General features: G+C 74.1%; 18 protein-coding genes. 9 read left to right on the top strand and 9 right to left on the bottom strand.

Annotation, left to right across the window (positions count from 1 at the left end):
- Window positions 1-75: 75 nt before the first annotated feature.
- A complete protein-coding gene (locus ACPYN7_RS05425; RefSeq protein ID WP_424346946.1) occupies window positions 76-1113 on the bottom strand; it encodes a zinc-binding dehydrogenase in 1038 nt (345 codons plus the stop codon).
- 109 nt (window positions 1114-1222) lie between these two features.
- On the opposite strand from ACPYN7_RS05425, the gene ACPYN7_RS05420 reads away from it, so the two are divergent.
- The 3 genes from ACPYN7_RS05420 to ACPYN7_RS05410 all read left to right on the top strand — a co-directional run bounded on the left by ACPYN7_RS05420 (window position 1223) and on the right by ACPYN7_RS05410 (window position 4579).
- Window positions 1223-1681: an OsmC family protein gene (locus ACPYN7_RS05420; protein ID WP_424346945.1), complete on the top strand. Its 459-nt coding sequence runs from the start codon at window positions 1223-1225 to the stop codon at window positions 1679-1681.
- A gap of 126 nt (window positions 1682-1807) precedes the next feature.
- Window positions 1808-2743 (top strand): polyphosphate kinase 2, encoded by a 936-nt coding sequence (ppk2, locus tag ACPYN7_RS05415; RefSeq protein ID WP_424346944.1) that lies wholly within the window; start codon window positions 1808-1810, stop codon window positions 2741-2743.
- A 51-nt stretch (window positions 2744-2794) separates the two neighbouring features.
- On the top strand, window positions 2795-4579 hold the full coding sequence (locus ACPYN7_RS05410; RefSeq protein ID WP_424346943.1) for an ABC transporter ATP-binding protein: 1785 nt from the start codon (window positions 2795-2797) through the stop codon (window positions 4577-4579).
- 93 nt (window positions 4580-4672) lie between these two features.
- Here ACPYN7_RS05410 and ppc read toward each other — a convergent pair whose 3' ends face one another.
- Window positions 4673-7489, bottom strand: a complete 2817-nt coding sequence (gene ppc / locus ACPYN7_RS05405) for a phosphoenolpyruvate carboxylase (protein ID WP_424346942.1) — start codon at window positions 7487-7489, stop codon at window positions 4673-4675.
- A 214-nt stretch (window positions 7490-7703) separates the two neighbouring features.
- Here ppc and ACPYN7_RS05400 point away from each other — a divergent pair, with 214 nt between their 5' ends.
- The 3 genes from ACPYN7_RS05400 to ACPYN7_RS05390 all read left to right on the top strand — a co-directional run bounded on the left by ACPYN7_RS05400 (window position 7704) and on the right by ACPYN7_RS05390 (window position 11033).
- Window positions 7704-8231 carry a hypothetical protein gene (locus ACPYN7_RS05400; protein ID WP_424346941.1) on the top strand — a complete coding sequence of 176 codons (528 nt, stop codon included), beginning with the start codon at window positions 7704-7706 and terminating at the stop codon, window positions 8229-8231.
- A 115-nt stretch (window positions 8232-8346) separates the two neighbouring features.
- Window positions 8347-8922 carry a cysteine hydrolase family protein gene (locus ACPYN7_RS05395; protein WP_058874143.1) on the top strand — a complete coding sequence of 192 codons (576 nt, stop codon included), beginning with the start codon at window positions 8347-8349 and terminating at the stop codon, window positions 8920-8922.
- A 158-nt stretch (window positions 8923-9080) separates the two neighbouring features.
- Window positions 9081-11033 carry a hypothetical protein gene (locus tag ACPYN7_RS05390; RefSeq protein WP_424346940.1) on the top strand — a complete coding sequence of 651 codons (1953 nt, stop codon included), beginning with the start codon at window positions 9081-9083 and terminating at the stop codon, window positions 11031-11033.
- Between the two features lie 144 nt (window positions 11034-11177).
- On the opposite strand, the gene ACPYN7_RS05385 is transcribed toward ACPYN7_RS05390, so the two are convergent.
- From ACPYN7_RS05385 to ACPYN7_RS05365, 5 genes are all read right to left on the bottom strand, one after another.
- On the bottom strand, window positions 11178-11888 hold the full coding sequence (locus ACPYN7_RS05385; protein WP_424346939.1) for a cation diffusion facilitator family transporter: 711 nt from the start codon (window positions 11886-11888) through the stop codon (window positions 11178-11180).
- 92 nt (window positions 11889-11980) lie between these two features.
- On the bottom strand, window positions 11981-13660 hold the full coding sequence (locus ACPYN7_RS05380; protein WP_424346938.1) for a peroxidase family protein: 1680 nt from the start codon (window positions 13658-13660) through the stop codon (window positions 11981-11983).
- Window positions 13661-13759: 99 nt separating this feature from the next.
- Window positions 13760-14251, bottom strand: a complete 492-nt coding sequence (gene lepB, locus ACPYN7_RS05375; RefSeq protein WP_424346937.1) for a signal peptidase I — start codon at window positions 14249-14251, stop codon at window positions 13760-13762.
- On the bottom strand, window positions 14248-16044 hold the full coding sequence (locus tag ACPYN7_RS05370) for a multicopper oxidase family protein (RefSeq protein ID WP_424346936.1): 1797 nt from the start codon (window positions 16042-16044) through the stop codon (window positions 14248-14250). The genes lepB and ACPYN7_RS05370 overlap by 4 nt, the downstream gene beginning before the upstream one ends.
- Before the next feature lie 193 nt (window positions 16045-16237).
- Entirely contained in the window at window positions 16238-16801 is a 564-nt protein-coding gene (locus ACPYN7_RS05365) for a hypothetical protein (RefSeq protein WP_424346935.1), read from the bottom strand.
- Between the two features lie 287 nt (window positions 16802-17088).
- On the opposite strand from ACPYN7_RS05365, the gene ACPYN7_RS05360 reads away from it, so the two are divergent.
- The 3 genes from ACPYN7_RS05360 (at window position 17089) to ACPYN7_RS05350 (ending at window position 20203) form a co-directional block, all read left to right on the top strand.
- Window positions 17089-18000 (top strand): AfsR/SARP family transcriptional regulator, encoded by a 912-nt coding sequence (locus ACPYN7_RS05360; RefSeq protein ID WP_424346934.1) that lies wholly within the window; start codon window positions 17089-17091, stop codon window positions 17998-18000.
- 155 nt (window positions 18001-18155) lie between these two features.
- A complete protein-coding gene (locus ACPYN7_RS05355) occupies window positions 18156-18821 on the top strand; it encodes a response regulator transcription factor (RefSeq protein ID WP_424346933.1) in 666 nt (221 codons plus the stop codon).
- Complete coding sequence (locus ACPYN7_RS05350) at window positions 18818-20203, top strand: sensor histidine kinase (protein WP_424346932.1); 1386 nt, start codon at window positions 18818-18820, stop codon at window positions 20201-20203. Before ACPYN7_RS05355 ends, ACPYN7_RS05350 begins: the two co-directional genes overlap by 4 nt.
- Window positions 20204-20274: 71 nt before the next feature.
- Here ACPYN7_RS05350 and ACPYN7_RS05345 read toward each other — a convergent pair whose 3' ends face one another.
- Window positions 20275-21327: an LLM class flavin-dependent oxidoreductase gene (locus tag ACPYN7_RS05345; RefSeq protein ID WP_424346931.1), complete on the bottom strand. Its 1053-nt coding sequence runs from the start codon at window positions 21325-21327 to the stop codon at window positions 20275-20277.
- Between the two features lie 113 nt (window positions 21328-21440).
- On the bottom strand, window positions 21441-22127 hold the full coding sequence (locus ACPYN7_RS05340; protein ID WP_424346930.1) for a hypothetical protein: 687 nt from the start codon (window positions 22125-22127) through the stop codon (window positions 21441-21443).
- Window positions 22128-22242: the final 115 nt, after the last annotated feature.

The following is a 22242-nucleotide window of genomic DNA, read 5'->3' as shown; positions in this document are numbered from 1 at the left end:
CTGAGTCCCATCATCAACGGTGCCGCTGCGCGGCGTATTCCGCCCCGGACGCCCACCGGGCCGGCGCGGGCGCGCCTACAGCGCGGGGTCGATCATCGTCATGCCGGCCACCGGCGTCGTGTCGAACACCGGCAGCAGCGCCGCGGCCTCCTCGAGCCCGATGGTCCGTTCGACGAGTCTCTGCGGCTCCAGGGCGCCCTGCTCGATGAGCCTCATCATGTCCGGATAGTCGGCGGCCGCCATGCCGTGGCTGCCGAGCAGGTCGAGCTCCCAGCCGATGACCCGCGCCATCGGCACCCGCGGGTGGCCCTCGACCGGCGGCAGCAGCCCGATCTGGACGTGCCGCCCGCGCCGGCGCAGGCTGAGCACCGCATCGGCGCAGGTCTGCTCGCTGCCCACCGCGTCGACGGCGACGTGGCTGCCCCCGCCGGTGAGGTCGGCGACGGCCGCGGGCACGTCGGCCCCGGCCGCGCGCAGCGTGTGCTCCGCGCCGAGCCCGCGCGCCACGGCGAGCGCTTCCGGATTGCGGTCGACCGCGATGACCCGGGCGCCCAGGGCCCGCGCGATCATCACCGCGCTGAGTCCCACTCCGCCGGCGCCGACCACGGTCACCCACTCCCCGGCGGCGACCTGCGCCCGCCCGGCCAGGGCCCGGTAGGCCGTGGCGAACCGGCATCCCAGCCCGGCCGCGGTCGCGAAGTCCACGTGCTCGGGAACGGCCACGAGGTTCGTGTCGGCCGCGCGCAGGGCGACGTGCTCGGCGAACGACCCCCAGTGGGTGAACCCGGGCTGCTCCTGCTGGGGACAGACCTGTGCGTCACCGGACCGGCACCACTCGCACCGGCCGCAGCCGCAGACGAACGGGACGGTCACCCGGTCCCCGGTCCGCCACCGCCGCACGCCCGCGCCCACCGCGGCGACCACGCCGGCGAGCTCGTGCCCGGGGACGTGGGGCAGCGCGATCTCGTCGTGCCCGGCCCAGGCGTGCCAGTCGCTGCGGCACAGGCCCGTGGCCATCACCCGCACGACCACCCCGCCGGGCGGGGCCGTGGGCTCGGCCACCTCACGGACCTCGGGCCGGCTCCTGAACGCATCGATGACCACGGCACGCATGCCCCCACTCTCCCACGGCCGCGCGGCCCCCGCAGGCGGCATGCCGGTGATGCGTCCCCGCGTGCCGGTGATGCGTCCCCGGGCGCGGTGAGGTTGGCATCATGGACCCATGAGTGAAACTCCGGACCCCACCCCGCGCTCCGTCGAGCTGACCCGCACCGCCACCGGCCGCTACACCGCCCGCAACCCGGCGGGGGCCGAGATCGCCTTCGGCCGCGGCGAGGACCTGCTGTCCCCCGTGGAACTGCTGCTGGCCGCCATCGCCGGGTGCTCCGCCATCGACGTGGACGTCGCGACCGCCCGCAGCGCGGAGCCCTCGGAGTTCCGGATCGAGGCCACGGGGCGGAAGATCGTCGAGGAGAGCGGCGCGAACCGCCTGGAGGACCTGAACCTCTCGTTCCACCTGTCGTTCCCCGACGACGCGGCCGGCCGCAAGGCGGCCGGCCTGGTCGAGCGCCTCGTCGGCCTCTCCCACGACAAGTACTGCACGGTCTCGCGGACGGTGGAGCACGGGACCGCCGTCGGCCACGACCTCAGCGTGGGCCTCGACGGCGCCGACGGCCGGTAGGCGTCCGCACCTTCGGGGGACCGTGCTCCGGCCGGTCCCCCGGGAGTCATGTGCCCACCGTCCGCACCGGTCAGGACGGCCGGGCCTACACTGCGCTGAAGAGACCCGACCGGAGAGGAACGGCCGATGCCCGACGGAAAACGGCAGTGGATGCCCGCCGACCAGTGGGCGGTGCGGGAGAACCTGCGGGAGTTCATCGACCACCTCACGCAGATGGGCTACACCGTGCCCCACGGGCACGAGGAGGACCCGGACCTGATCGACCCGGGGGGCTCGGCGGTGGAGACCTGGCGGGAGGAACATCCCTACGACGAGCTGATGAGCCGGGAGGAGTACGAGCTCGAGAAGTACCAGCTGCAGATCGAGCTGCTGAAGTTCCAGTACTGGGGCCAGGACCACGACCTCCAGCACGTCATCGTGTTCGAGGGCCGCGACGCCGCCGGCAAGGGCGGGACGATCAAGCGCTTCACCGAGTACCTGAACCCGCGCGCGGCCCGCGTCGTCGCGCTCACCAAGCCCTCGGACCGCGAGGCCGGGCAGTGGTACTTCCAGCGCTACATCCGCCACCTGCCCACCGCCGGGGAGATGGTGCTCTTCGACCGCTCCTGGTACAACCGCGCGGTCGTGGAGCCCGTGATGGGCTTCTGCACCCCGCAGGACTACGCCAGGTTCATGAGCCAGGCCCCGGTCTTCGAGAAGATGCTCGTGGACTCGGGCATCCACCTGACGAAGTTCTGGTTCTCCGTCACCCAGCAGGAGCAGCGCACCCGGTTCGCGATCCGCCAGATCGATCCCGTGCGGCGCTGGAAGCTCTCCCCGCAGGACCTCGCCTCCCTCGACCGGTGGGAGGACTACACGGAGGCCAAGGAGGAGATGTTCCTGCGCACCGACACCGACCACGCCCCGTGGACCACTGTGAAGTCCAACGACAAGAAGCGGGCGAGGATCAATGCGCTGCGCTTCTTCCTCGACCAGTTCGACTACGAGGACAAGGACCCGTCCGTGGTCCACCCCGCCGACCCGCTGATCGTCCGCCGCGGCCGCGACGCCGTCGGCGACTGAGCCCGGCACCGTGGAGACCTGGCCGACGGGTCCTCGCCGGCGTTCCCGCCCGTGACGGCGCCGGCCGAGGAGGGGCAGGCGCCGCGGGGTCGCCTGCGCGACCTGGCGGGCTACCTCGCCGAGCACCGCGGCGTCCTGGGCGTGGTGCTGGTCCTGTCCGTGCTGGGCGCGGGGCTGTCCCTCGGGCAGCCGGTGGTCGTCAACCGGGTCATCGGCTCCATCGGCACCGGCCGGCCCCTGGCGCCGCTGGTGGCCGCGCTCGTGCTGCTGGTGCTCGGGGCCGCCCTGGTGGGCGCGGTGCAGCGGTACCTGCTCGAGCGCACGGCCGAGGGCGTGGTGCTCTCCGCCCGCCGGCGGCTCGTGGGGCACCTGCTGCACCTGCCGGTGCGGGAGCACGACGCCCGCCGGGCCGGGGACCTGGTCTCCCGGGTCGGGTCGGACACCACCATGGTGCGGGCCGCGCTGACCGGCGGGCTCGTGGACGCCCTGGGCGGGGCGCTGGTGTTCGCCGGCGCGCTGGTCGGCATGGCGCTGCTGGACCCGCTCCTGCTCGGCATCACGCTCGGCGTCGTGGCGGTGGCCGTGCTGGCCGTGGTGGTCGCGTCGGCCCGGATCCAGTCCCTCACCCGCTCGGCCCAGGAGGCGGTGGGCCGGCTCGCCGCCGGCGTCGAGCGCGCGGTGTCGGCGGTGCGCACCATCCGCGCCGGCGGGGCCACCGACCGCGAGGTGGCCCGGCTGGAGGCCGAGGCGGTGTCCGCCTACGGCTTCGGGGTGCGCGTCGCCGGCGTCGGCGCCGTGCTCTGGCCGATCAGCGGGCTGGCCGTCCAGGGCTCCTTCCTCGCCGTCCTCGGCGTGGGCGGCTACCGGGTGGCCTCGGGCGCCCTCGCGATCGCCGACCTGGTGACCTTCATCCTGTTCCTCTTCATGATGGTCATGCCCCTGGGCCAGTTCTTCTCGGCCATCACCACGGTCCGCACCGCCCTGGGCGCCCTGGGCCGCATCCAGGAGATCCTGGGCCTGCCCCGCGAGGACGCGGACGACGACGTCCCCGACCGGGCGGGCCCGGCGTCCGTCGCCCGGGCCGGTGCCGCGGCAGACGTCCGGCGTCCCCTCGAGCTGGTCTTCGACCGGGTCACCTTCGCGTACGGGACGGACCGTCCCGTGCTCGACCGGCTCAGCTTCACGGTCCCCGCCGGGTCGACCACCGCGATCGTCGGGCCGTCGGGGGCGGGCAAGTCCACCCTGCTCGCCCTGGTCGAGCGCTTCTACGACCCCGTGGCCGGGTCGATCCGGCTCGGCGGCACCGACGTGCGCGCCGTGTCCCGCGCCGAGCTGCGGGCCCGGATCGGCTTCGTGGAGCAGAACGCACCGGTGCTGGCCGGGTCCCTCCGGGAGAACCTCGTGCTCGCCGCCCCCGAGGCCGACGAGGAGTCCTGCTGGGCGGTGCTGGACGCCGTCAACCTCCGGGAGCGCGTCCGGTCGCACCCCGAGGGCCTGGACGCCACCGTCGGGGACGACGGCGCGGGCCTGTCCGGCGGCGAGCGCCAGCGCCTGGCCATCGCCCGGGCCCTGCTCGCGGACACCCCGCTGCTGCTGCTCGACGAGCCCACCGCCAGCCTGGACTCCCGCAACGAGAAGGCCCTGCAGACCGCGATCCGCTCCGCCGCGGCCGGGCGCACGGTGCTCATCGTCGCCCACCGGCTGTCCACCGTCGCCGGGGCCGACCGGATCGTGGTGCTCGACCGGGGCCGGGTGACGGCCGTGGGCACCCACGACGAGCTCCTGGGCTCTTCGGAGCTCTACCGCGAGCTGGCCCGCCACCAGCTGCTCGCCTGACGGCGGACCGCCGCTGCGCCCTCCGGCGCGGAGCACCGCCCGGGGAGGCGCGGCAGGCCCCGCACTCCGGCCGCCGCCGCCCCGGTCGGCCGGTCAGCCGGTGTTGCGCAGGCCGGCGGCCACCCCGTTGATGGTGATGAGCAGGGCCCGCTGCAGTCCTTCGTCGACCTCCTGGCCCTCGGCGTCCTGCTCCCGGATCCGGCGCAGCAGCTCGACCTGCAGGTAGGAGATGGGGTCCAGGTACTGGTCCCGTACCTCGAGCGTCTGCTGCAGGGTGGGGTTGCCGTCCAGCAGCTCCTGCTGCCCGGTGAGCCGGGCGAGCTCGTCGAGGGTGAGCTCGTACTCGCGGCGGATCGCCTCGAACACGTGCTGGAGCCGCTCGGGCACGAGCGCCCTGACGTAGTGGGCGGCGATCTCCAGATCGGTCTTGGCCACGGTCATCTCCACGTTCGAGATCACGGAGCCGAAGAAGTGCCAGCGCTCCAGCATGGTGCGCAGGTCCTCCTCCATCCCCGCCTCGTGCGCGGCCCGCAGTCCCGAGCCCACCCCGAACCAGCCCGGCACGATCTGGCGGGACTGCGTCCAGCCGAAGACCCACGGGATGGCCCGCAGCCCGGACAGCCCCTTGTCCGAGGACGGGCGCTTGGCCGGGCGGGAGCCGATGTTCAGCGCACCGAGCTGCTCCACCGGGGTCGCGGACAGGAAGTACTCCGGCAGGTCCGGGTCCTCGACCAGGGCCTGGTAGGCGGCGAAGGCGGCGTCGCTGACCACGTCCATGACCTCGCCCCACCGGGTGAGCTCCTCCTCGGTGGAGCGCGGGTCCTGGTGCAGCGCCGTGGCCCGGAGCACAGCGGCCAGGGACAGCTCCAGGTTCTCCCGGGCCAGCGTGGGCAGGGAGAACTTGTCGCTGATCACCTCGCCCTGCTCCGTGAACTTGATCTCCCCGGCCAGGACGCCGCTGGGCTGGGCCAGGATGGCGTCGTGGGTGGGCCCGCCGCCGCGGCCCACGGAGCCGCCGCGGCCGTGGAAGAGCCGCAGCCGCACCCCGTGCCGGGCGGCGACGTCGCGCAGCCGGCGCTCCGTGCGGTGGATCTCCCACCGGCTGGTCATCACCCCTGCCTCCTTGTTGGAGTCGGAGTAGCCGAGCATGACCTCCTGGATGTCCCCGCGCGCGGCGACCACCCGCCGGTAGGCCGGGTCGGAGAGCAGCTCGTCGATGACCTCCGCGGAGCGGCGCAGCTCCTGGACGGTCTCCAGCAGCGGCGCAAAGCCGAGGGTGGCGCGGTCCTGCTCGCCCGTGAGGTCCACCAGCCCGGCCTCGCGGGCCAGGATCACGGGGGCGAGGATGTCGTCCGCGTCTCGGGTCATGGACACGATGTACGTCTCGACGACCTCCTCGCCGTAGGTCTCCTGGGCCCGGGCGATCTCCCGGAAGACGGCGAACGTCCGGTCCGCGTCCCCGTCGAGGTGCACGGACCCCGTGGCGAGCCCTGGCGGGGCGAGGGGCCGGCGGCCGGCGAGCTCCCCGGAGAGCACCGCGGCGCGCGCGGCGCGGTCCAGGTCCGCGTAGGGCTGCTCGAGCTCCCCCAGCCGGTCGAGCAGCTGCCCCACGGCCTCGTGGTGGGCGTCGGCGTGCTCCCGGACGTCGAGGGTGGCCAGGCCCAGGCCGAAGCCGGCGATGGTGCGGGTCGCCGCGGCCAGGGAGCCGTCGGCCGCGAGCGCGCCCGCGTGGTGGCGCAGCGAGCGGGCCACCACGTCGAGGTCGGCCACGAGCTCGGCCGTGGTCCGGTAGTCCCGGCCCGGCTCGTGCGCGGTCTCCTCCGCGAACCGGCGGCGCGTGTTGATCAGCTTGGCCTTGATGCAGGTGAGCTTCAGCCGGTAGGGCTCCTGCGCGTTGAGCTCCAGCACCCGCGGGTCCAGGCCGGGCAGGTGCGCCACGTCCCGCTCCACGGACTCCCGCAGCTCGGGATCGACCTCGACGATGGCGGTGGAGGGGGACAGCCGGGAGACGAGCACGTCCAGGAAGCTCAGGGCGATGTCCACGGCCGCCTGGCCCTGGAGCTGGAGGACGCGGCGGGTCATCTCGGGGGTGACGTTGGGGTTCCCGTCCCGGTCCCCGCCGATCCAGGACCCGAACCGCAGCGGCGGGGGGCCGGCCGGCAGGTGCACGTCGTGCTGCGACAGCTGGTCCTCGAGGTCCGCGAGCAGCACGGGCATGGTCTCGGTGAGGACCTCCCGGAGGTAGTACAGGGCGTTGCGGGCCTCGTCGAGCGGGGTGGGGCGGTTCTGGCGCAGCTCGTCGGTCTGCCACAGGAGCTCGATCAGCTCGGCCAGGCGCCGGTCCTGGCTGCGGCGCGCGGCGGAGCCCTCGGGGGTCTCGAGGGCCAGGATGTCGGAGAGGTGCCGGATCTTGGTCAGCACGGACCGCCGGGAGGCCTCGGTCGGGTGCGCGGTGAACACCGGCCGGACGTCGAGGCTGCCCACCGCCTCCCGCAGGGCGTCGGAACCGGCCTCGGCGGCGACGTCGGTGACGGCCGCGGCGAGCCACCCCTCGTCCTCGGGACGGCGGCCGAGCACGCGCACGCGGTGCACCTGCTCGGCGGCGTTGGCGAGGTGGAAGTAGTGGGCGAAGGCCCGCACCAGGTCCGTCGCCCGGTCCAGGGGCAGGGAGCCGAGCAGGTCGCGGACCCGGGCCGCGGCGTCGTCGCCCCCGGAGGTCTTGGCGTCCTTCGCGTCCTTGGTGAGCCGGCGGACCTGCTCGACCAGCTCCAGCAGCTCCGGGCCGCGCTGGCGCGCCAGGGTCTCCCCCAGCAGGGTCGTGATGCGGCGGACGTCCGCACGCAGCGGGGCGTCGATCACCCCGGACGGGCGGCGGTCGGGGGCTGCGGGGCGGTCGTGCTGGGTCGTCATGTCGCGGCTGCTCCTGGCTGGTCGGTCGTCGCGGCGGCGCGCGCGACCGACGAGCGGTCGCGCCGTCGGTGCCTGTCGTGCCAGCCTACCCCGCGTGATCCACGTCGCACGGAGGTGTTCCCGCCGGAGCCCCCGGGGACCCCCGTGCCGGACGGGCCCGGGGGCGGTAGGTTCGGCGGTGAGCGCACCCCGCACCCGCCAGGAGGCACCGTCCATGAGCCAGCACCCGCACGGTCCCGGTGGTCCGCGCCGCCCGGGCGGCGGGCAGCCCCCGCACCTCCCCGGCGGGCCGGGTCCAGGGCTCGTCCCGCCCCGGCCCCCGATGACCCCCCAGCTGCGGCTGCTGCTGCGGCTCACCCTGCTCTCGCTCGGGGTGAGCGTGGCGAACGGCCTGGTGGAGGCGGCCGCGGGGCCCAGCACGCTGCCCGGGATGGAGGACGTGGTCCGGGTCCCGGGCCTGCCCGGGGGCGGGCTGGCCGCGGCCGTGACGCTGTTCGGCGTGGTGCTGACGGCGGCGCTCTACGCGCTCGTCTGGTTCCCGCTGCGCGATCAGCTGCAGTGGGGCTGGGTGCTGGGCCTCGTCTTCTGCTCCCTGGCCGTGCTGGGCGACGTCTTCGACCTCGCCGTGTACCTCCTGGGCGGGCACCTGCTGCCCGGGCTGAGCACCGTGGTCCTGGTGGCGGTCAACGTCGTGTGGCTCGTGGCGGCGAGCCGTCCCGGGGTGCGCGCGGCGCTGCGCTGACCGGCAGGGCGGCCCGGCACCGGGTGGAGCCGGCCCGCCCGGTGGCAGTAAGCTTGCTGATCGGATCAGCCGACCACGGGAGTCCCCCGGGGACTCCTCCACCGGAGAGGACGCCATGAGCCAGCACCCCCCGACGGGCCGCACCGCCCTGCTCGTCATCGACATGCAGAACTCGTACTTCGACTTCCCCGAGCTCGAGGAGCAGCGGGAACCGGTGACGGAGAAGGTCAACGAGCTGATCCGGGCGGCCCGCGAGGGCGGTTGCCCGATCCTGCTGATCCGCACCCAGCACGAGCGGGACCGCTCCACGTGGACCGTCAACATGCACGACGACGACCAGGGCTTCGCGTTCCCGGGCACGGAGCAGTCCGCGTACGTGGCCGGCCTCGACACCGAGGGCGGGACGGGTCTGATCAAGACCCGGGACAGCGCGTTCTTCGACACCGACCTCGCGGCCCGGCTGCGGAACCTGGACGCCACCCACGTGGTGCTGTGCGGGCTCTCCACGCACAGCTGCGTGGCACAGACCGCGATGGACGCGTTCGCCCACAACTTCCGGGGGGCCGTGGCCCGGGACGCCGTGGCCTCCGAGAACGGGGACCTCTCCCGCGCGCTGCTGGCCTTCCTCGAGGACGAGCTGCGCCAGGACCTCCTCGGCCAGCAGGACGCCGTGGCCCGGCTGCGGGGCTGAGCGGCCGCGGGGCCCCGGTCCCCGCGTGACGTCCCGCGTCGGCGCCGCCCGCGCCCGGTTCCGCCCCGGACCGCGGCCGGGACGGCCGCCACAGGGTTTTCTCAAGTGTGACTTTGCATATTCGCGCTATCAGCACCGTCACTACTCGAGGAGACACCATGAACACCTCATCCGGGCCCCGGGAACTGCTGCGGGACCCGCCACAGCGTCCGCGGGGACGCCGCACGGTCGCCGCGGCGGCCGCCTTCGTGCTGGGGGCCACGGGCATCAGCGCCTCGGTCGCTGCGACCGAGGTGATCCAGCGCAATCCCGGCGGGCTGACCGCCGTGGGGCCGGTGAACACCGAGCACGGCTTCCCCGCCTGGTACGAGGACAGCAGCAAGGTCCGCACGGAACTGTGCCTGGAGGCCGACAACCCGCTCTGCGCCTTTCCGCCCGGGGACGTCCCGGACCCGCTGAAGCCCATCTCCTTCCCGGACAACTTCCCCGGCGAGGCCTTCTACATGCTCGCCGGCTCCGAGGTCGCCCTGCCCGGCGGCGGGGACGCGGTGCTGACCCTCGCCCTGGAAGCCGCCTTCGCCAACGAGAACCCGGTGCCCGGCGACCAGGTGGTCTTCGCCCGCCAGCGCATCGACGTAGACGCCGCCGCACCCAACACCACCCTGACCTTCACGCACCCCTACGGCACCGTCACGGTCGACACCGACGAGCGCGGCCGCGGCCGCCTGGTCGAGGACGTCTCCCCGGCCGTCGGCAACTTCCAGACCCCGCTCAAGGGGGACATCGGCCCGTTCCTGCAGTGGGACAGCGGGGCGCCCGAAGGGTACCTGGGCAATCCCGACGTGGAGCACGCGGTGACGGGCAGCCCGCTCGGCACGAACTACTTCGAGGTGACCACCGCGGACGGCGCCACCGCCCGCAACGACCAGTTCTCCGTGATGGGCAAGCTCTCCACCAACACGGGTGTGCAGGCCGACCGGGCCGTGGCGGGCGAGGGCCACATCGACGTCTTCGCGACCAGCCGCGGGGACCAGCTCGAGGTGGTCGGCCAGGACGGCGTGTTCAGCACCACGCCCATGGAGAAGGACGAGGGCGACTCGGAGCGGGCCTACGCCCGGATCGCGTACACGGGCACCGCACCGGCCGCCGTGACGGTCCGGAACCTCGGGGACAAGCCCGTCAGCAGCGCCGAGGTCGCCGTCATCGACGTCTCGGTGGCGACGGCCGCGACGTACGACGGAACCGCCCTGACCGTCGAGGCGACGTCCTCGTCCGGGGCCGTCCCGGAGGTCGCCGGCTTCGGAGCGCTCGAGGCCACCGGCACGGCGAACCTGTTCACGGGCTCGTTCACCACGGCCGCTCCCCCGGTCGAGGCCACGGTCTCCACCTCCGGGACGAGCAGCACCACCGTGCCCGTGGTGGTCACCGGCGGGGAGGCCTCCCCGGTCGGGGAGGACCCGGTCGAGCCCCAGCCGGATCCCGGTCCCGTCACGGACGGCACCACCCCGGACAACCCCGACGTCGAGCAGCCCGCGGCCACCGCGGCCGTCGCCGCCCTGCCGGGCTCGGTCGCCCGCGGGATGGCCACGGAGCTGGACGGCAGCGGGTCGACGAACGCGGTGAGCTACGCGTGGACGCAGCTCAGCGGGCCCGAGGTGACGTTCAGCGACACGACCGTGGCCAGGCCCAAGGTCGTGGTGCCGTTCTTCACCACCGTCGCCGCCACGGCGCCATCCGCCGCGGACGAGGACCCGGTCCTGCAACTCGTGGTCACCAACGCCGCCGGGGTCGCGAGCGAGCCCGCCACGATCACCCTGCAGAGCGACGACGAGGTGACCGTCGCGGCGGCCTCCCGGCACCGGACCGGCAAGGAGCTGCGGATCATGGGGACGGCACTCGTCCCGGGCGCACCGACCCTGCTGAACCCGGCCACGTCGGTGAACATCTACGACACGACCTCGGGCACGCCCGTCAAGATCGGCTCCGCCCCGGTGGACTCGCTGGGCAACTGGGAGTACCGGGCCAAGCCCGGCCCGGGCCGGCGCATCTCGAGCGTGCTCGTGCAGTCCACGCGCGGCGGAGAGGCGAGGGGGGTGGTGGGCACCGGATGAGCATCTGAAACAGCATTCCTCCCAGCCGGCCCGCGCCCCGACCCCCTCGGAGCGCGGGCCGGCCCCTGTGCACGCAGCGGCGCCCGGCGCACGGGCCCGCGCCTGTGCGCGCGGCGGCGCGCGGTCACCGCGACGGAGGAGAGGTCAGGGCCCGCAGCAGGAGCAGCCCGGACCGCACCCGTCGGCGCAGTCGTCGGCGCCCTCGCCCAGCATCGCGCCCACGGGGGTGCAGCAGGCGTCCCCGCGCCAGGCCTCCATTCCCTCCTTGATGGCGAACCCGGCGATGACGAGCGCGGCCAGCGGATCGGCCCAGGTCCAGCCCAGCGTGCTGTTGAGCACCAGGCCCACCAGCAGCACGGCCGAGAGATAGCTGCAGATCAGGGTCTGCTTGGAGTCGGCCACGGCCGAGGCCGAGCCCAGTTCACGGCCGGTGCGGCGCTCGAACCAGGACAGCAGCGGCATCACGACCAGGCTCACCGCGGCCAGGCCGATGCCGACCGGGGAGTGCTCGGGCTCGGCGGCCCCGAGCAGCGTGCGGATCGCGTCGACGGTGACGAAGGCGGCCAGGCCGAAGAAGGAGAACGCGATCACCCGCAGCGCCACCTTTTCCCGGCGGTGAGGGTCCGGGGCGGCGAACTGCCAGGCGACCGCCGCGGCCGAGAGGACCTCCACGATGGAGTCCAGGCCGAAGCCGATCAGTGCCGCGGAGGAGGCGATGGTGCCGGCGACCAGGGCGACGACCGCCTCGAGGACGTTGTAGGTGATGGTCCCGGCCACGATCAGGCGCACCCGCCGGTGCAGGACCGCCCGCCGGTCGGCGGTGAGGGGCCGGGCCCCGAGAGATGCCGAGGTCATGCCTCCACGGTACCCGCCTCGGCGCACCCCGGTGCGGGGCCGGCAGGAGGCCCGGACCGGTCAGGCCCCGGAGCGTGCCGAGAGCGGGACGGTCAGAGCTCCTCGGGCATGTCGTCCTCGGGCGCCTCGTCCTCCGGCAGCTCGTCCTCGGGCAGCTCGTCCTCCGGCGGCTCGTCCTCCGGGACCTCCGCCGCGGGGAAGCCGCCCGGGGCGACCCCGGCCAGGCGCAGGAAGTCGCCGCACGCGAAGGGCGTCGCCGCCGGCGACCAGGGGGTGTCCGCGTTGAGGAACGAGGTCCGGTCGAGGGCGAGGATCCCGAGGACGACCTCGGCGACGATCCGCCCGCCCACCGGTCCCAGGGTGCGGCCGCCCAGCAGCTCGGCCTCCTTCAGCACGTAGAACCACAGCGGGGCCCTGCCGTTCCAGCCGCGCTCCGCGAGCCCCAGCCGGTCGTTGGGGATCGGGGTGACCCCCATCGCCCTGGCGACGTCCTGGCCGGCCGGCAGCCCGAGCCGCTTGCCGCGGAGCAGGTTGCGCCGGGCCAGGTTGAGGATGGCCCCGTCGACGTGCTTGACCACGGTGGGCGGGAGCTCGGACAGCGGCAGCGCGAGCTTCGTGTCGATGAGCCGGGTCATGTTGCGGTCGTCCGGGGCGCTCATGCCGGGGATCTCGAAGAAGTAGTTCCAGTCCGCCCGGGCCGTCGAGGGGATCGGGCGGGAGCCGCGGAGGTCGTGGCCCGGGGAGCCGAAGAACGGGATGGTGACCTCGTCGTGCATCTCGTACTCGGCCCGCACCATGGAGTGGCCGAACCGGTAGGCGCCCACGGAGTACTCGATGGGCATCATGGGGCGGGCGGAGTTGCCCGGCTTGTAGAAGCGGCGGTCCACGGCCACGGAGCCCGCCCTGCCCGCCGACAACATGCTCTGCACCAGCGGCCGGCCGACCACGTGGGGCAGGAAGTCGTGCACGATCAGCCACTGGAAGTGCCAGCGCAGCAGCCGCTGCGCCTCCTCGAAGGACGCCCCGGAGTCCACGAACCGGTTGTGCGCCTGCAGGAAGGCCAGGTGGAACTGGGCGATGATCAGGTTCTCGTCGTTGCGGTGGTCGCCGATCACCGCCGTCCCGTCCGCGTGGCGCGGCAGGTCGGGGCGGCCGTCGGGCGTGACCCCGATGCGCATCCGCCGCGGATCCGCCGGGTCGTAGAGCTGCGGATCGGCCCCGGGACCCCTGCCGTACACGGAGCCGAGGTCGAAGAAGGGGGTGTCGAAGTTGGTCAGCGCCCTCGGATCGCGCTCCTGCTCCGACAGCGGGGTCAGGTCGAGGGTCATGTCGTGGTCGATGAACTGGCCCAGGTAGGCGAAGCCCGCGGGCATCTCGGGGTTGTCGAAGCCGTCGTTGCTCAGGGACACGTCGGACAGCGGCGGCGTCCGGTCGATCATCCGTTCCGCGAGGGCGTCGAGCAGCGCGTCGTCGGGCGCGAAGGCCGGCAGCTTCGGGAACATCACGCCGAACCGTCCCTCGGCCTTCCGGCCGGCCGTGACCGCGATCTGGGAGCCTCGCAGCTCACCCGTCCCGTGCCCCGTGCCGCGGGACAGGACGCCGGCCGCGGGGGTCGGCGCCGGCCGGCGCGGGGCGGCATGGGCCGCCGTGGCCTCCACGGCGGGCAGTGCTGCGAGCCCCGCCGCCAGCCCGGTGAGGACGCCGCGGCGCGAGACGCCGGGGCCGCCCGTCGTCGGAGCCGCGGGGCAGGCGGTGGGGTGCTGGGCTTCCATGGTGCGTCCTTCCGGGACGGTCCGCCGCGGCGGGCAGGTATTCGCTCCAGTGAATCGACAGGGTCTTGGAAAAGTCTTGGACCGCGTCCGGGGCGCCGCTCAGGGGGTGCGGGGCAGCAGCACCGTCGCCTCGACGGAGGAGGCGGGCACGGCCCCGTAGTCGCGCGAGTCCACGGACGGGTACCGGTTGTCGCCGAGCACGAACAGGTGTCCCGGCGGGACCGTGACCGGCCCGAACCAGGTGGCGTCGATCCTGCTGTGGTCCACGAAGGGCTCGGGGACCGCCTCTCCGTCGACCACCAGCACGGCGTCCTCGATCGCCACGGTCTGGCCCCCGGCGGCCACGACCCGCTTGACCGTGGTGCGGCCGTCCTGCGGGTCCGCGAAGACCACCAGGGCGCCCGGGACGGCCCGCCGCTCCGGGGCCCCGGCCTTGAGCAGCAGGACCACCCCGCCCTCCGGCAGCGTCGGCTCCATGCTGTCGGAGCCGACGAGGAGGGGTTCGACCAGCCACAGCCGGCAGGCGAGGACCGCCGCGGCGCCCAGCAGCACCGCGGCGGTCCTCCGCCGCCGGACCCGGGGAACGGTCACCGGCGTTCCGGCTTCCCGCCGCCGCTCCTGCCCTTGCTCCGCTTGGTCGGCGTCGGCGTCGGCGTCGGGGTCGGGCTCGTGGTCGGCACCGGGCTCGCCGTGGGCGTCGGGCTCGAGGTGGGCGAGGGTGAGGGCGTGGCGCTCTCGGACGGGCTCGGCGAGGGGCTCGCGGAGGGAGCGGGTGCGGAGCCGTCGTCCCACTGCGCCGGCGCGGCCGTCATCGGGTCACAGGGGTCCGGCTCGTCCTCCGCGAGACCCACCCGGAACTGGACCATCATGTCGTGGTCCTCGTGGGAGAGGTTGTGGCAGTGGATCATGTACCGGCCCTTGTGGGGGCCGAACTTCATGAGCAGCCGGACGGTCTCGCCCTCGCCCACGTAGACGACGTCCTTGGGTCCGCGCTCGTAGTTGAACGCGGCCCTGCCGTTGCGGCTGAGCACCTGGAAGTCGACGAGGTGGATGTGCAGCGGGTGGTACCACCCGCCGGAGTTGTTCTCGAACTCCCAGATCTCCACGGCGTCCACGTCCACCTGGGCGGCGACCTTCTGGAAACCGCTGGCCACGACCTCCTGCCAGGTGACGTCGTTGATCGTCCACATGCTGTCGGTGCGGTCCAGCTCGAAGCGCCGGGTCCGCGTCGACTGCGCGGCGGTCAGCGCCATCACCTCGTTGTGCCCGTCCAGCTGCGCGGGGATCCGGTTCCAGGTCGGGTCCGAGGTGTCCACGGGCTCGTCGACGACGTCGAAGGCCATGATCTGGTGGGTGTAGTCGTAGTCCACGTTGTTGTCGTTGGAGAGGTTGCGCAGTTCGACGCGCTGGCCGGTCCGGTACTGACGGAAGTCGATGAGCAGCTCGTAGCGCTCCGCCCCGGCGTGCCGGTAGTTGTTCACGAACTGGGTGCTCGGCATCAGGCCGCCGTCCGTGGCGACGATCGCGATCGGGTCGCCCGTGCTCAGGGTGGGACGCAGCGACCGGGAGATGCACGCGTTGAGCACCCGGAAGCGGTAGACGCGCTTCTGCACCTGCATGACGGGCCAGGGCCGCCCGTTCACCAGGATGACGTCCCCCCACAGCCCGGAGTGGCTGTTGTCGTCGTAGCCGAGCGAGCCGTCCTCCGCGAACATCGCGTCCGAGATCGTGACGGCGACGTCGTAGCGCCCCTGGGGCAGGAGCTCCCGCTCCAGGGGATCGTGCAGGTGGTAGTGCGCGGCGAGCCCGGAGTAGGCGTTGAGCGCCGTGTAGTGCACGCCGTGGTCGTGGTACCAGAGGGTCCGGGCCGGCTGGAAGTTCGGGTAGTAGTAGTCCTTGTAGAAGCCCGGGTTCGTGACGTCGTTGGCGTAGCCGTCGTACTGCGGCAGGGACGCCGATCCGTGCAGGTGCGTGGAGGTCGACAGGATGTGCCCGTCCAGGGGGTGCACGGCGGGCAGCTGGTTGCGCACCCGCAGGACGGCCTTGGTCCCCCGGTCGAGGCTGATCGTGGGCCCGGGGAAGATCCCGTTGTAGCCCAGGATGGGCGTGGTGAGGCCGGCCCGGGGCAGGATCTGTGCCTGGGCCGCGCGCTCGGTCACCACGTAGTGGTGCACGGGCCGCCCGTCGGCCGGGTCCACGGACGTGGTGTGCGGCCGCAGCACCGGCGCCTGGACGAAAGGCGTGCTGAACGGCCGGGGCATGTCGGAGTCGCGGAGCTCGCTGGCGGACTTGGCCTCCACGGAGCGGGTGGGCACCGCGAGCGCGCCGGCCCCCAGCGCACCCAGTCCGCCGAGCAGCAGGACGTTTCTTCTCGAGACGGTCATCGGAGTTCTCCTTCGAGCTGGCAGGACGACGACGGGCCGGCTCCGCGCCACGCGCTGCGGAGCCGCGCAGCGGGAGCGGCCGGCCGTGCCGAGGCGGTCGTCGCGGCGGTCGCCGCAGGGGTCGCCGCAGGGGTCGCCGCAGGGGTCGACGCGGGGGTCGACGCGGGGGGTACCGGGGACGTCGCCACGGGCGTCACCGCGGACCACCACCGCGGTGGTGGTCCGTCCCGAGGGACAGCCGCGCGCCGCGGGGCCCCTCGAGGGTCAGCTCGAGGGCCCGGTCGGGGACCTCGAAGAGGAGCTCGGTCCGCAGGGCCTCGCCCTGGACGAGGGCCCGCTCCGGGACCGAGGCGTGCACGGCGCGGGAGGAGCCGCCGCCGAGGCGCTCCACCTCCCAGTCCGCGGCGTCGAAGTCGACGCCGTCGGGCTCGAGCGCGGTGAGCTCGAGCAGGACGCGGACGCGGTGGGTGCCGTCCTCGGCGGCCCCGTCCCCGGTGATGCCGTCCCCGATGGCCGGCGCGCCGGTCTCCGGCTCCTCCGGCAGGACACCGTTGACGCGGGCGAGACCCCCGGGCACGGTGGCGACCGCACCCAGCGGCGCCCCCGGTTCCTCGTCCTGGCCCAGCACCGCGGCGCCCAGCACCCCGAGCAGGCCGAGGAGGAAGACGGCGGGCACCACCCAGCGCCGGGAGCCGCTGCCCGCGGTGCGGGCAAGGGCGGGGGCGCCGGAGGTCGGAAGCGTGGCGGATGAGGTCATGCCAGCACGATGAGGAGCCGACCTTGGAGAAAAGTTGCCGGCCGGTAGCCACGCCCCAAGGGCCGCCGCCCGGGGAGGACACACGGCGTCATGCGTGGCGTTCCCGGGTCCGGCCCGTTCCTCCTCGGGATCCGGGCGCCGGCACCCGACCCCCATTTTTGGGGGGTGGCGCACCCCCCATACGGGACTGATCCGGACGCGGGGAGACACCCCACACTGGAGTTCACTTTCGGGAAGGGGGACCCGTGGAAACGACAGGTGCTGGTGGAGGACCGAACGGCCCGGGCGTGCGGCTCTCCGTCCGGGTCCTGGGACCGCTGGAGGTGCGCCGGGGGGACCGCGTGCTGACGGCGCGGGAGCTGGGCGGTCCGAAGCAGCGGCAGATCCTGGAGATCCTGCTGCTGCAGCTGGGCACGCCGGTGTCCAAGGACCGGCTGGTCGAGCTCCTGTGGGGGGACCGGCCGCCGGCCGCCGCCCTGCAGAACCTCGAGAGCTACGTCAGCGTGCTGCGCCGCGGGCTGCAGCCCGGGGCGGGCCGCAGAGGACCGTTGCGGACCGCCAACGGCGGGTACGTCATGGACGCCGCGGCCGTGGACCTGGACCTCCGCCGGTTCGAGCTGGCGGTGGAGCGCGCCGGCCACCGCCGCCCGCACGAGGCCTACGCCCTGTGGTGCGAGGCGCTCGAGCGGGCGTCGGCGCCGCTGCTCGAGAACGAGCTGCGCTGCGAGTGGGCGGAGCTCCAGCGCGAGCTGCACGCCGCCCGCGTGCTCGAGGCCCGCGTCTCGGCCGCCGAGTGCGCCCTCGAGCTGGGGCTCCACACCGAGGCCGTGCGGCACGCGCGGGCGGCGCTCGTCGAGGACCTGCTGCAGGAGCGGGCGTGGACGGTGCTGGTCCTGGGGCTCGAGGGCGCCGGCCGCCCGGTCGAGGGCCTGCAGGCCTACGAGCAGTGCCGGCAGGCCCTCGACCGGGAGCTGGGCTGCGCTCCGTCCGCGGCGCTGCAGGGCGCCTACGCCCGCATGCTGCGCACCACGGCCGCGACCGGCAACGAGCTGGGTCAGGCCCTGACGGCCCTGCTGGTGCTGCACGGCCAGCTCGGCGACCCGGACTGGATGCCCGGCACCCGCGACCCCCTCGCCCGGCAGGAGGCGGCCTCGGTGCTGCAGGCCTTCCTGGGCCGCTCCCTGAGCGCAGCCGCGTGAAAGAGCGGGCCCCGCGACCGCGCGCACCGCGGTGCCGCACGGCGTTCCTCCTGGTCAACCCCCGAAATGGGTACATCCCCCGACTTGCCTCCCGGGATTTGCGATCGCCATACTACGGCTACGCAGTCGGGGGAATGCCGGGGGGCTGGTCCGGGATGGGCACTGAGAACGAGGAGGGGCGCGCCGCGCGCACCTCGATCCTCGTGGTCGACGACCACACCACGTTCGCGGAGCTGCTGACCGGCGCCCTGAGCCAGGAACCGGACCTGGACAGCGTCGGCGTGGCCTCCGACGTCGACTCGAGCGTGCGCCTGTGCGCGGCTCTGCGGCCGGACGTGGTGGTCATGGACTACCACCTCACCGGCGGCAACGGCGTGACGGCCTCCGCCCGGATCCTCCGCGACCGGCCGGGGACACGGATCGTCATGCTGACGGGCGACCCCGCGCAGCACGTGCTCGAGGCCGCGGCGGCCACCGGGATCTGCGCGTTCCTGCCGAAGGACGGCTCGCTCGCGACCCTGCTCGGGACGATCCGCAGCGCCCGCTGCGGCACGATGGCGGTCCACCCCTCGCTGCTCGCGGCCGCGGACCCGGGCCGTCGGCCGGGCGCCGAGGTGCCGGTGCTCACCCGGCGCGAGCTGCAGGTCCTGCAGCTCATGGCCCAGGGGCACAGCGTGTGCGCGAACGCCCGGCTGCTGCACATCACGCCGAACACCTGCCGCGGCTACGTGAAGGCGATCCTGGCCAAGCTGGGGGCCCACTCCCAGCTCGAGGCGGTCGCCGTCGCCTCGAGGCTCGGCCTGCTGACGGCGCAGCCATGAGGCGTCTGCTCCCCCGCACGGACCGGGCCGCCCCCGACATCGAGGGCCTGCTCGCCGACTGGCCGGCGCCCCCGCCGCCGGCCGACCGCTCGGAGGTGCGGGCCGCCGTGCGCCGCTTCCTCCTCACGGGGCTCGTGGTGCTGCTGGTCGTGGCCGTGCCGGCGACGTGGTGGATCCGGGCCGTCGCCGAGGAGCACGCCGTGGAGCACGTCCTGCGCGTCACCCAGCGGCTGGCCAACTACGCCGTGGCGCCCCTGATCACCGACGAGCTGCTGGCCGGCGGCCCGGCCGCCACGGCCCAGCTGGACGTGCGGCTGCAGCCCTGGCTGAACGACGGGACCATCCGCCGGATCAAGATCTGGGACGCGGAGGGGACGATCGTCTACTCGGACGAGCACGAGCTCATCGGGCAGAACTACGGCCCGCCCGCGTGGGACGGCGACCTCGTCGCGCGGGGCGAGGGGGTCGCCACCGTCGAGCACCAGCAGGACCCGGAGAACTCCCACGAGTCCGGCGCCGGGCAGCTCGTGGAGGTCTACGTGGGGTTCGTCCCGGCCGGCGGCGAGCAGCTCGTCTTCGAGGCGTACTACGACGACTCGATCGTGCGGGACGAGCAGCGCTCCGTGCTCATGGGCATGGCCCCTGCGTTCCTGCTGACCCTGCTGCTGTTCCAGCTCGCGCAGCTCGCCCCGGCCGTGGGCCTCGCCCGGCGGATCCAGGACCACCGGACGGCGCGCGCCCAGCTGCTCCAGCACGCCGTGGACGCCGCCGAGCTGGAGCGCGTCCGGGTCGCCCGGGACCTGCACGACGACGTGATCCAGGAGCTGGCGGGGCTGTCCTACTCCCTCGAGGCCCAGGAGATGACGGCGGCCGTGCCGGAGCAGCGCAGCGCGCTGGGCCGGTCGCGGTCCGTCCTGCAGGGCAGCCTGCGCACCCTGCGCGGGATCACCACCGCCCTGTACTCCCCCGACCTGCTGACCCTCGGGCTGCCGCGGGCCCTGGCCCGCCTCGCGGACCCGCTGGCCCAGCGCGGGATCGACACGTCCGTGCAGATCAGCCCCGCAGTGCTCCTCACGCCCGAGCAGGAGGGCATGTTCCTGAAGGTGGCGCGGGAGGCGTTCGCCAACATCTCGAAGCACGCCCACGCGTCCACGGTCCGGCTGCGGCTCGACGCGGAGCCCGGCGCCACGGTCATGTCGATCACCGACGACGGCACCGGCTTCGACGACTCCCGCGGGTCCCCGGAGGGCCATTTGGGCCTGCGCATCATGCGGGACATCGCCGACGCCGCCGGTGCCGCCCTCGAGCTCAGCTCGCGGCCCGGAGTGGGGACCACGGTGCTGGTCACCCTCCCCCACGACGCGGTCACACGCCGCTTCTGAGGGCCCGGCCCCGCACGGCGCCGGCGGCCACGGCCCGGACGCCCGCGGCGCGGGTGCCCACGGGACCGGGTCTACGCGGTGGCGGTCTCGGGCAGGTCGGCGGCCATGTCCTCGACGTAGCGGCGCACCTCGGTGCCGAACAGCTCGATGCTGCGGCTCATCCGGGCGTGGTCCAGGGTGCCCACCGCGTACTTGAGGTCGAAGCGGGAGGCGCCCAGCGCCGCCGAGGACCGCACGATCTTGCGGGCGACCGTCTCCGGCGAGCCCACGAAGTAGGCGCCCTCCGGCCCGCACATCGAGTCGAACTCCGCGCGGGTCAGCGGGCCCCAGCCGCGCTCCCTGCCGATCCGGGCGTGCGTGTAGGCCTGGTGCGGGAAGAACTCCTCGCGGGCCTGCGCGTCGGTCTCCGCCACGTAGCCCGGGGAGTGGAAGGCCACCGGCTGCGGCTCCTTGCCGAAGTGCTCGAGGGCCTGGCGGTAGTAGTCGGCGAAGGGCGCGAAGGCCGCCGGGCTGCCGCCGATGATGGCGAAGATGACGGGCAGCCCGTAGTGGGCGGCGCGCACCACCGAGGTGGGCGAGCCGCCCACGGCGATCCAGGTGCGCAGCGCCCCGGCCTCGGTCTTGGGGTACACCTCCAGGCCCTGGATCGGCGCGCGCAGCCGGCCCTGCCAGTCGATCCGGCCCTCGGTGCGGAGCCGGTCGAACAGCTGCAGCTTCTCCTCGAACAGCGCCTCGTACTCGTCCAGCGGGTAGCCGAACAGCGGGAAGGACTCGGTGAAGGAACCACGGCCCAGGATGACGTCGGCGCGGCCGGAGGAGAGGGCGTCCACGGTGGCGAAGCGCTGGTAGACCCGCACCGGGTCGTCGGAGCTGAGCACCGTCACCGCGGAGCCCAGGCGGATCCGCTCCGTGACCGTGGCGATGCCGGCGAGCACCGTCTCGGGCGAGGAGACCGCGAAGTCCTCCCGGTGGTGCTCCCCGATACCGAAGAAGTCCAGGCCCACCTGGTCGGCCAGCACCGCCTCCGCCACGACGTTGCGGATCACCTGCGCACCGCTGAGCAGCTCCCCGTCCGGCCCGGGGTAGAGGTCGCCGAAGGTGTTGAGGCCGAGCTGGACGGTCATGCGGAGCTCCTCGTTGCCGATTTTGTGGATACATCCATAAAAGTCGCCGTCGGACGTCCTTATTCCGGGGGACCGCGGGATCGCCGTGGCCGGCGGGGTCGCGGGCGGTCGGATCAACGGGTCAGCCACTCCCACGCGGTGTGCTTCTCGGGGCCGGGGACCCCGCTGACGATCCACGCGATGTCGTCGGTGGACAGCGGGAACGGCGGCGCCCCCTCCTGCTCGGCGGGCTCGAGCTCGTCCACGTGCTCGAGGCTCCACAGCTCGGCGAACACCTGGGTGGGACCGCGCCGGTCCACCAGCCGCTCGCGGACCTCCTCCGCGAGCTCGTCCAGGTGGTCCTGCAGGAAACCGGTGAGCTCCGCCGCGAACCCGCCCGCGCCCCGCTCCGCGGGGTCGATCTCCCACGTCTGCCGCACGACCGCCAGGACCTCGTCCTCGCCCAGGGGAGCGCCGTCCCGGCGGGGGTCGGGGACCTCGGCCGGGACCGGCTCGCCGGCGGCGACGGCCAGGAAGCGCTCCTGGAGGGCGAACAGCGCGGCGACGGTCAGGACGTCGCGCACCCGCCGGCCGATCCCGTCGTCGTCCTCCGGTCCGGCGGACGGACCGTCGAGGCCCTCCCAGGCGTGGCGCACCCACGCCCGGGTCCGGTCGGGCTCGCCCGAGCGGACGGTCGAGGGGCGGATCGAGGACGGGCGCCAGCCGGCCGTCGCCGCCCGCCACCGGTCGTCCAGTGCGGGGTCCCCAGGGACCACGGGCTCGGTGGGGCCGGGGCGGTCGGCGGGCGGGTGGCTGAACACGGTGCGGCTCCTGGGTCGGACGGGACTGGTGCGGGACGCGCGGTCCGGACCCAGCGTAGGGCGTTCCCGGCACGGGGCCGGGCCCCGTCCGGAGCGGACGGGGCCCGGGGCGTCA

It is taken from the genome of Kocuria sp. CH-021, from assembly GCF_049716185.1.
GTDB classification, from domain to species: Bacteria; Actinomycetota; Actinomycetes; order Actinomycetales; family Micrococcaceae; genus Kocuria; species Kocuria cellulosilytica.
This window is presented reverse-complemented; position numbering and strand designations above follow the sequence as displayed.

What these genes read in the sequence shown, in the direction of transcription:
- ACPYN7_RS05425 (WP_424346946.1), bottom strand. Translation starts at nt 1,113, where the DNA reads ATGCGTGCCGTGGTCATCGATGCGTTCAGGAGCCGGCCCGAGGTCCGT.
- ACPYN7_RS05420 (WP_424346945.1), top strand. Translation starts at nt 1,223, where the DNA reads ATGAGTGAAACTCCGGACCCCACCCCGCGCTCCGTCGAGCTGACCCGC.
- ppk2 (WP_424346944.1), top strand. Translation starts at nt 1,808, where the DNA reads ATGCCCGACGGAAAACGGCAGTGGATGCCCGCCGACCAGTGGGCGGTG.
- ppc (WP_424346942.1), bottom strand. Translation starts at nt 7,489, where the DNA reads ATGACGACCCAGCACGACCGCCCCGCAGCCCCCGACCGCCGCCCGTCC.
- ACPYN7_RS05400 (WP_424346941.1), top strand. Translation starts at nt 7,704, where the DNA reads ATGAGCCAGCACCCGCACGGTCCCGGTGGTCCGCGCCGCCCGGGCGGC.
- ACPYN7_RS05395 (WP_058874143.1), top strand. Translation starts at nt 8,347, where the DNA reads ATGAGCCAGCACCCCCCGACGGGCCGCACCGCCCTGCTCGTCATCGAC.
- ACPYN7_RS05390 (WP_424346940.1), top strand. Translation starts at nt 9,081, where the DNA reads ATGAACACCTCATCCGGGCCCCGGGAACTGCTGCGGGACCCGCCACAG.
- ACPYN7_RS05385 (WP_424346939.1), bottom strand. Translation starts at nt 11,888, where the DNA reads ATGACCTCGGCATCTCTCGGGGCCCGGCCCCTCACCGCCGACCGGCGG.
- ACPYN7_RS05380 (WP_424346938.1), bottom strand. Translation starts at nt 13,660, where the DNA reads ATGGAAGCCCAGCACCCCACCGCCTGCCCCGCGGCTCCGACGACGGGC.
- ACPYN7_RS05370 (WP_424346936.1), bottom strand. Translation starts at nt 16,044, where the DNA reads ATGACCGTCTCGAGAAGAAACGTCCTGCTGCTCGGCGGACTGGGTGCG.
- ACPYN7_RS05365 (WP_424346935.1), bottom strand. Translation starts at nt 16,801, where the DNA reads ATGACCTCATCCGCCACGCTTCCGACCTCCGGCGCCCCCGCCCTTGCC.
- ACPYN7_RS05355 (WP_424346933.1), top strand. Translation starts at nt 18,156, where the DNA reads ATGGGCACTGAGAACGAGGAGGGGCGCGCCGCGCGCACCTCGATCCTC.
- ACPYN7_RS05350 (WP_424346932.1), top strand. Translation starts at nt 18,818, where the DNA reads ATGAGGCGTCTGCTCCCCCGCACGGACCGGGCCGCCCCCGACATCGAG.
- ACPYN7_RS05345 (WP_424346931.1), bottom strand. Translation starts at nt 21,327, where the DNA reads ATGACCGTCCAGCTCGGCCTCAACACCTTCGGCGACCTCTACCCCGGG.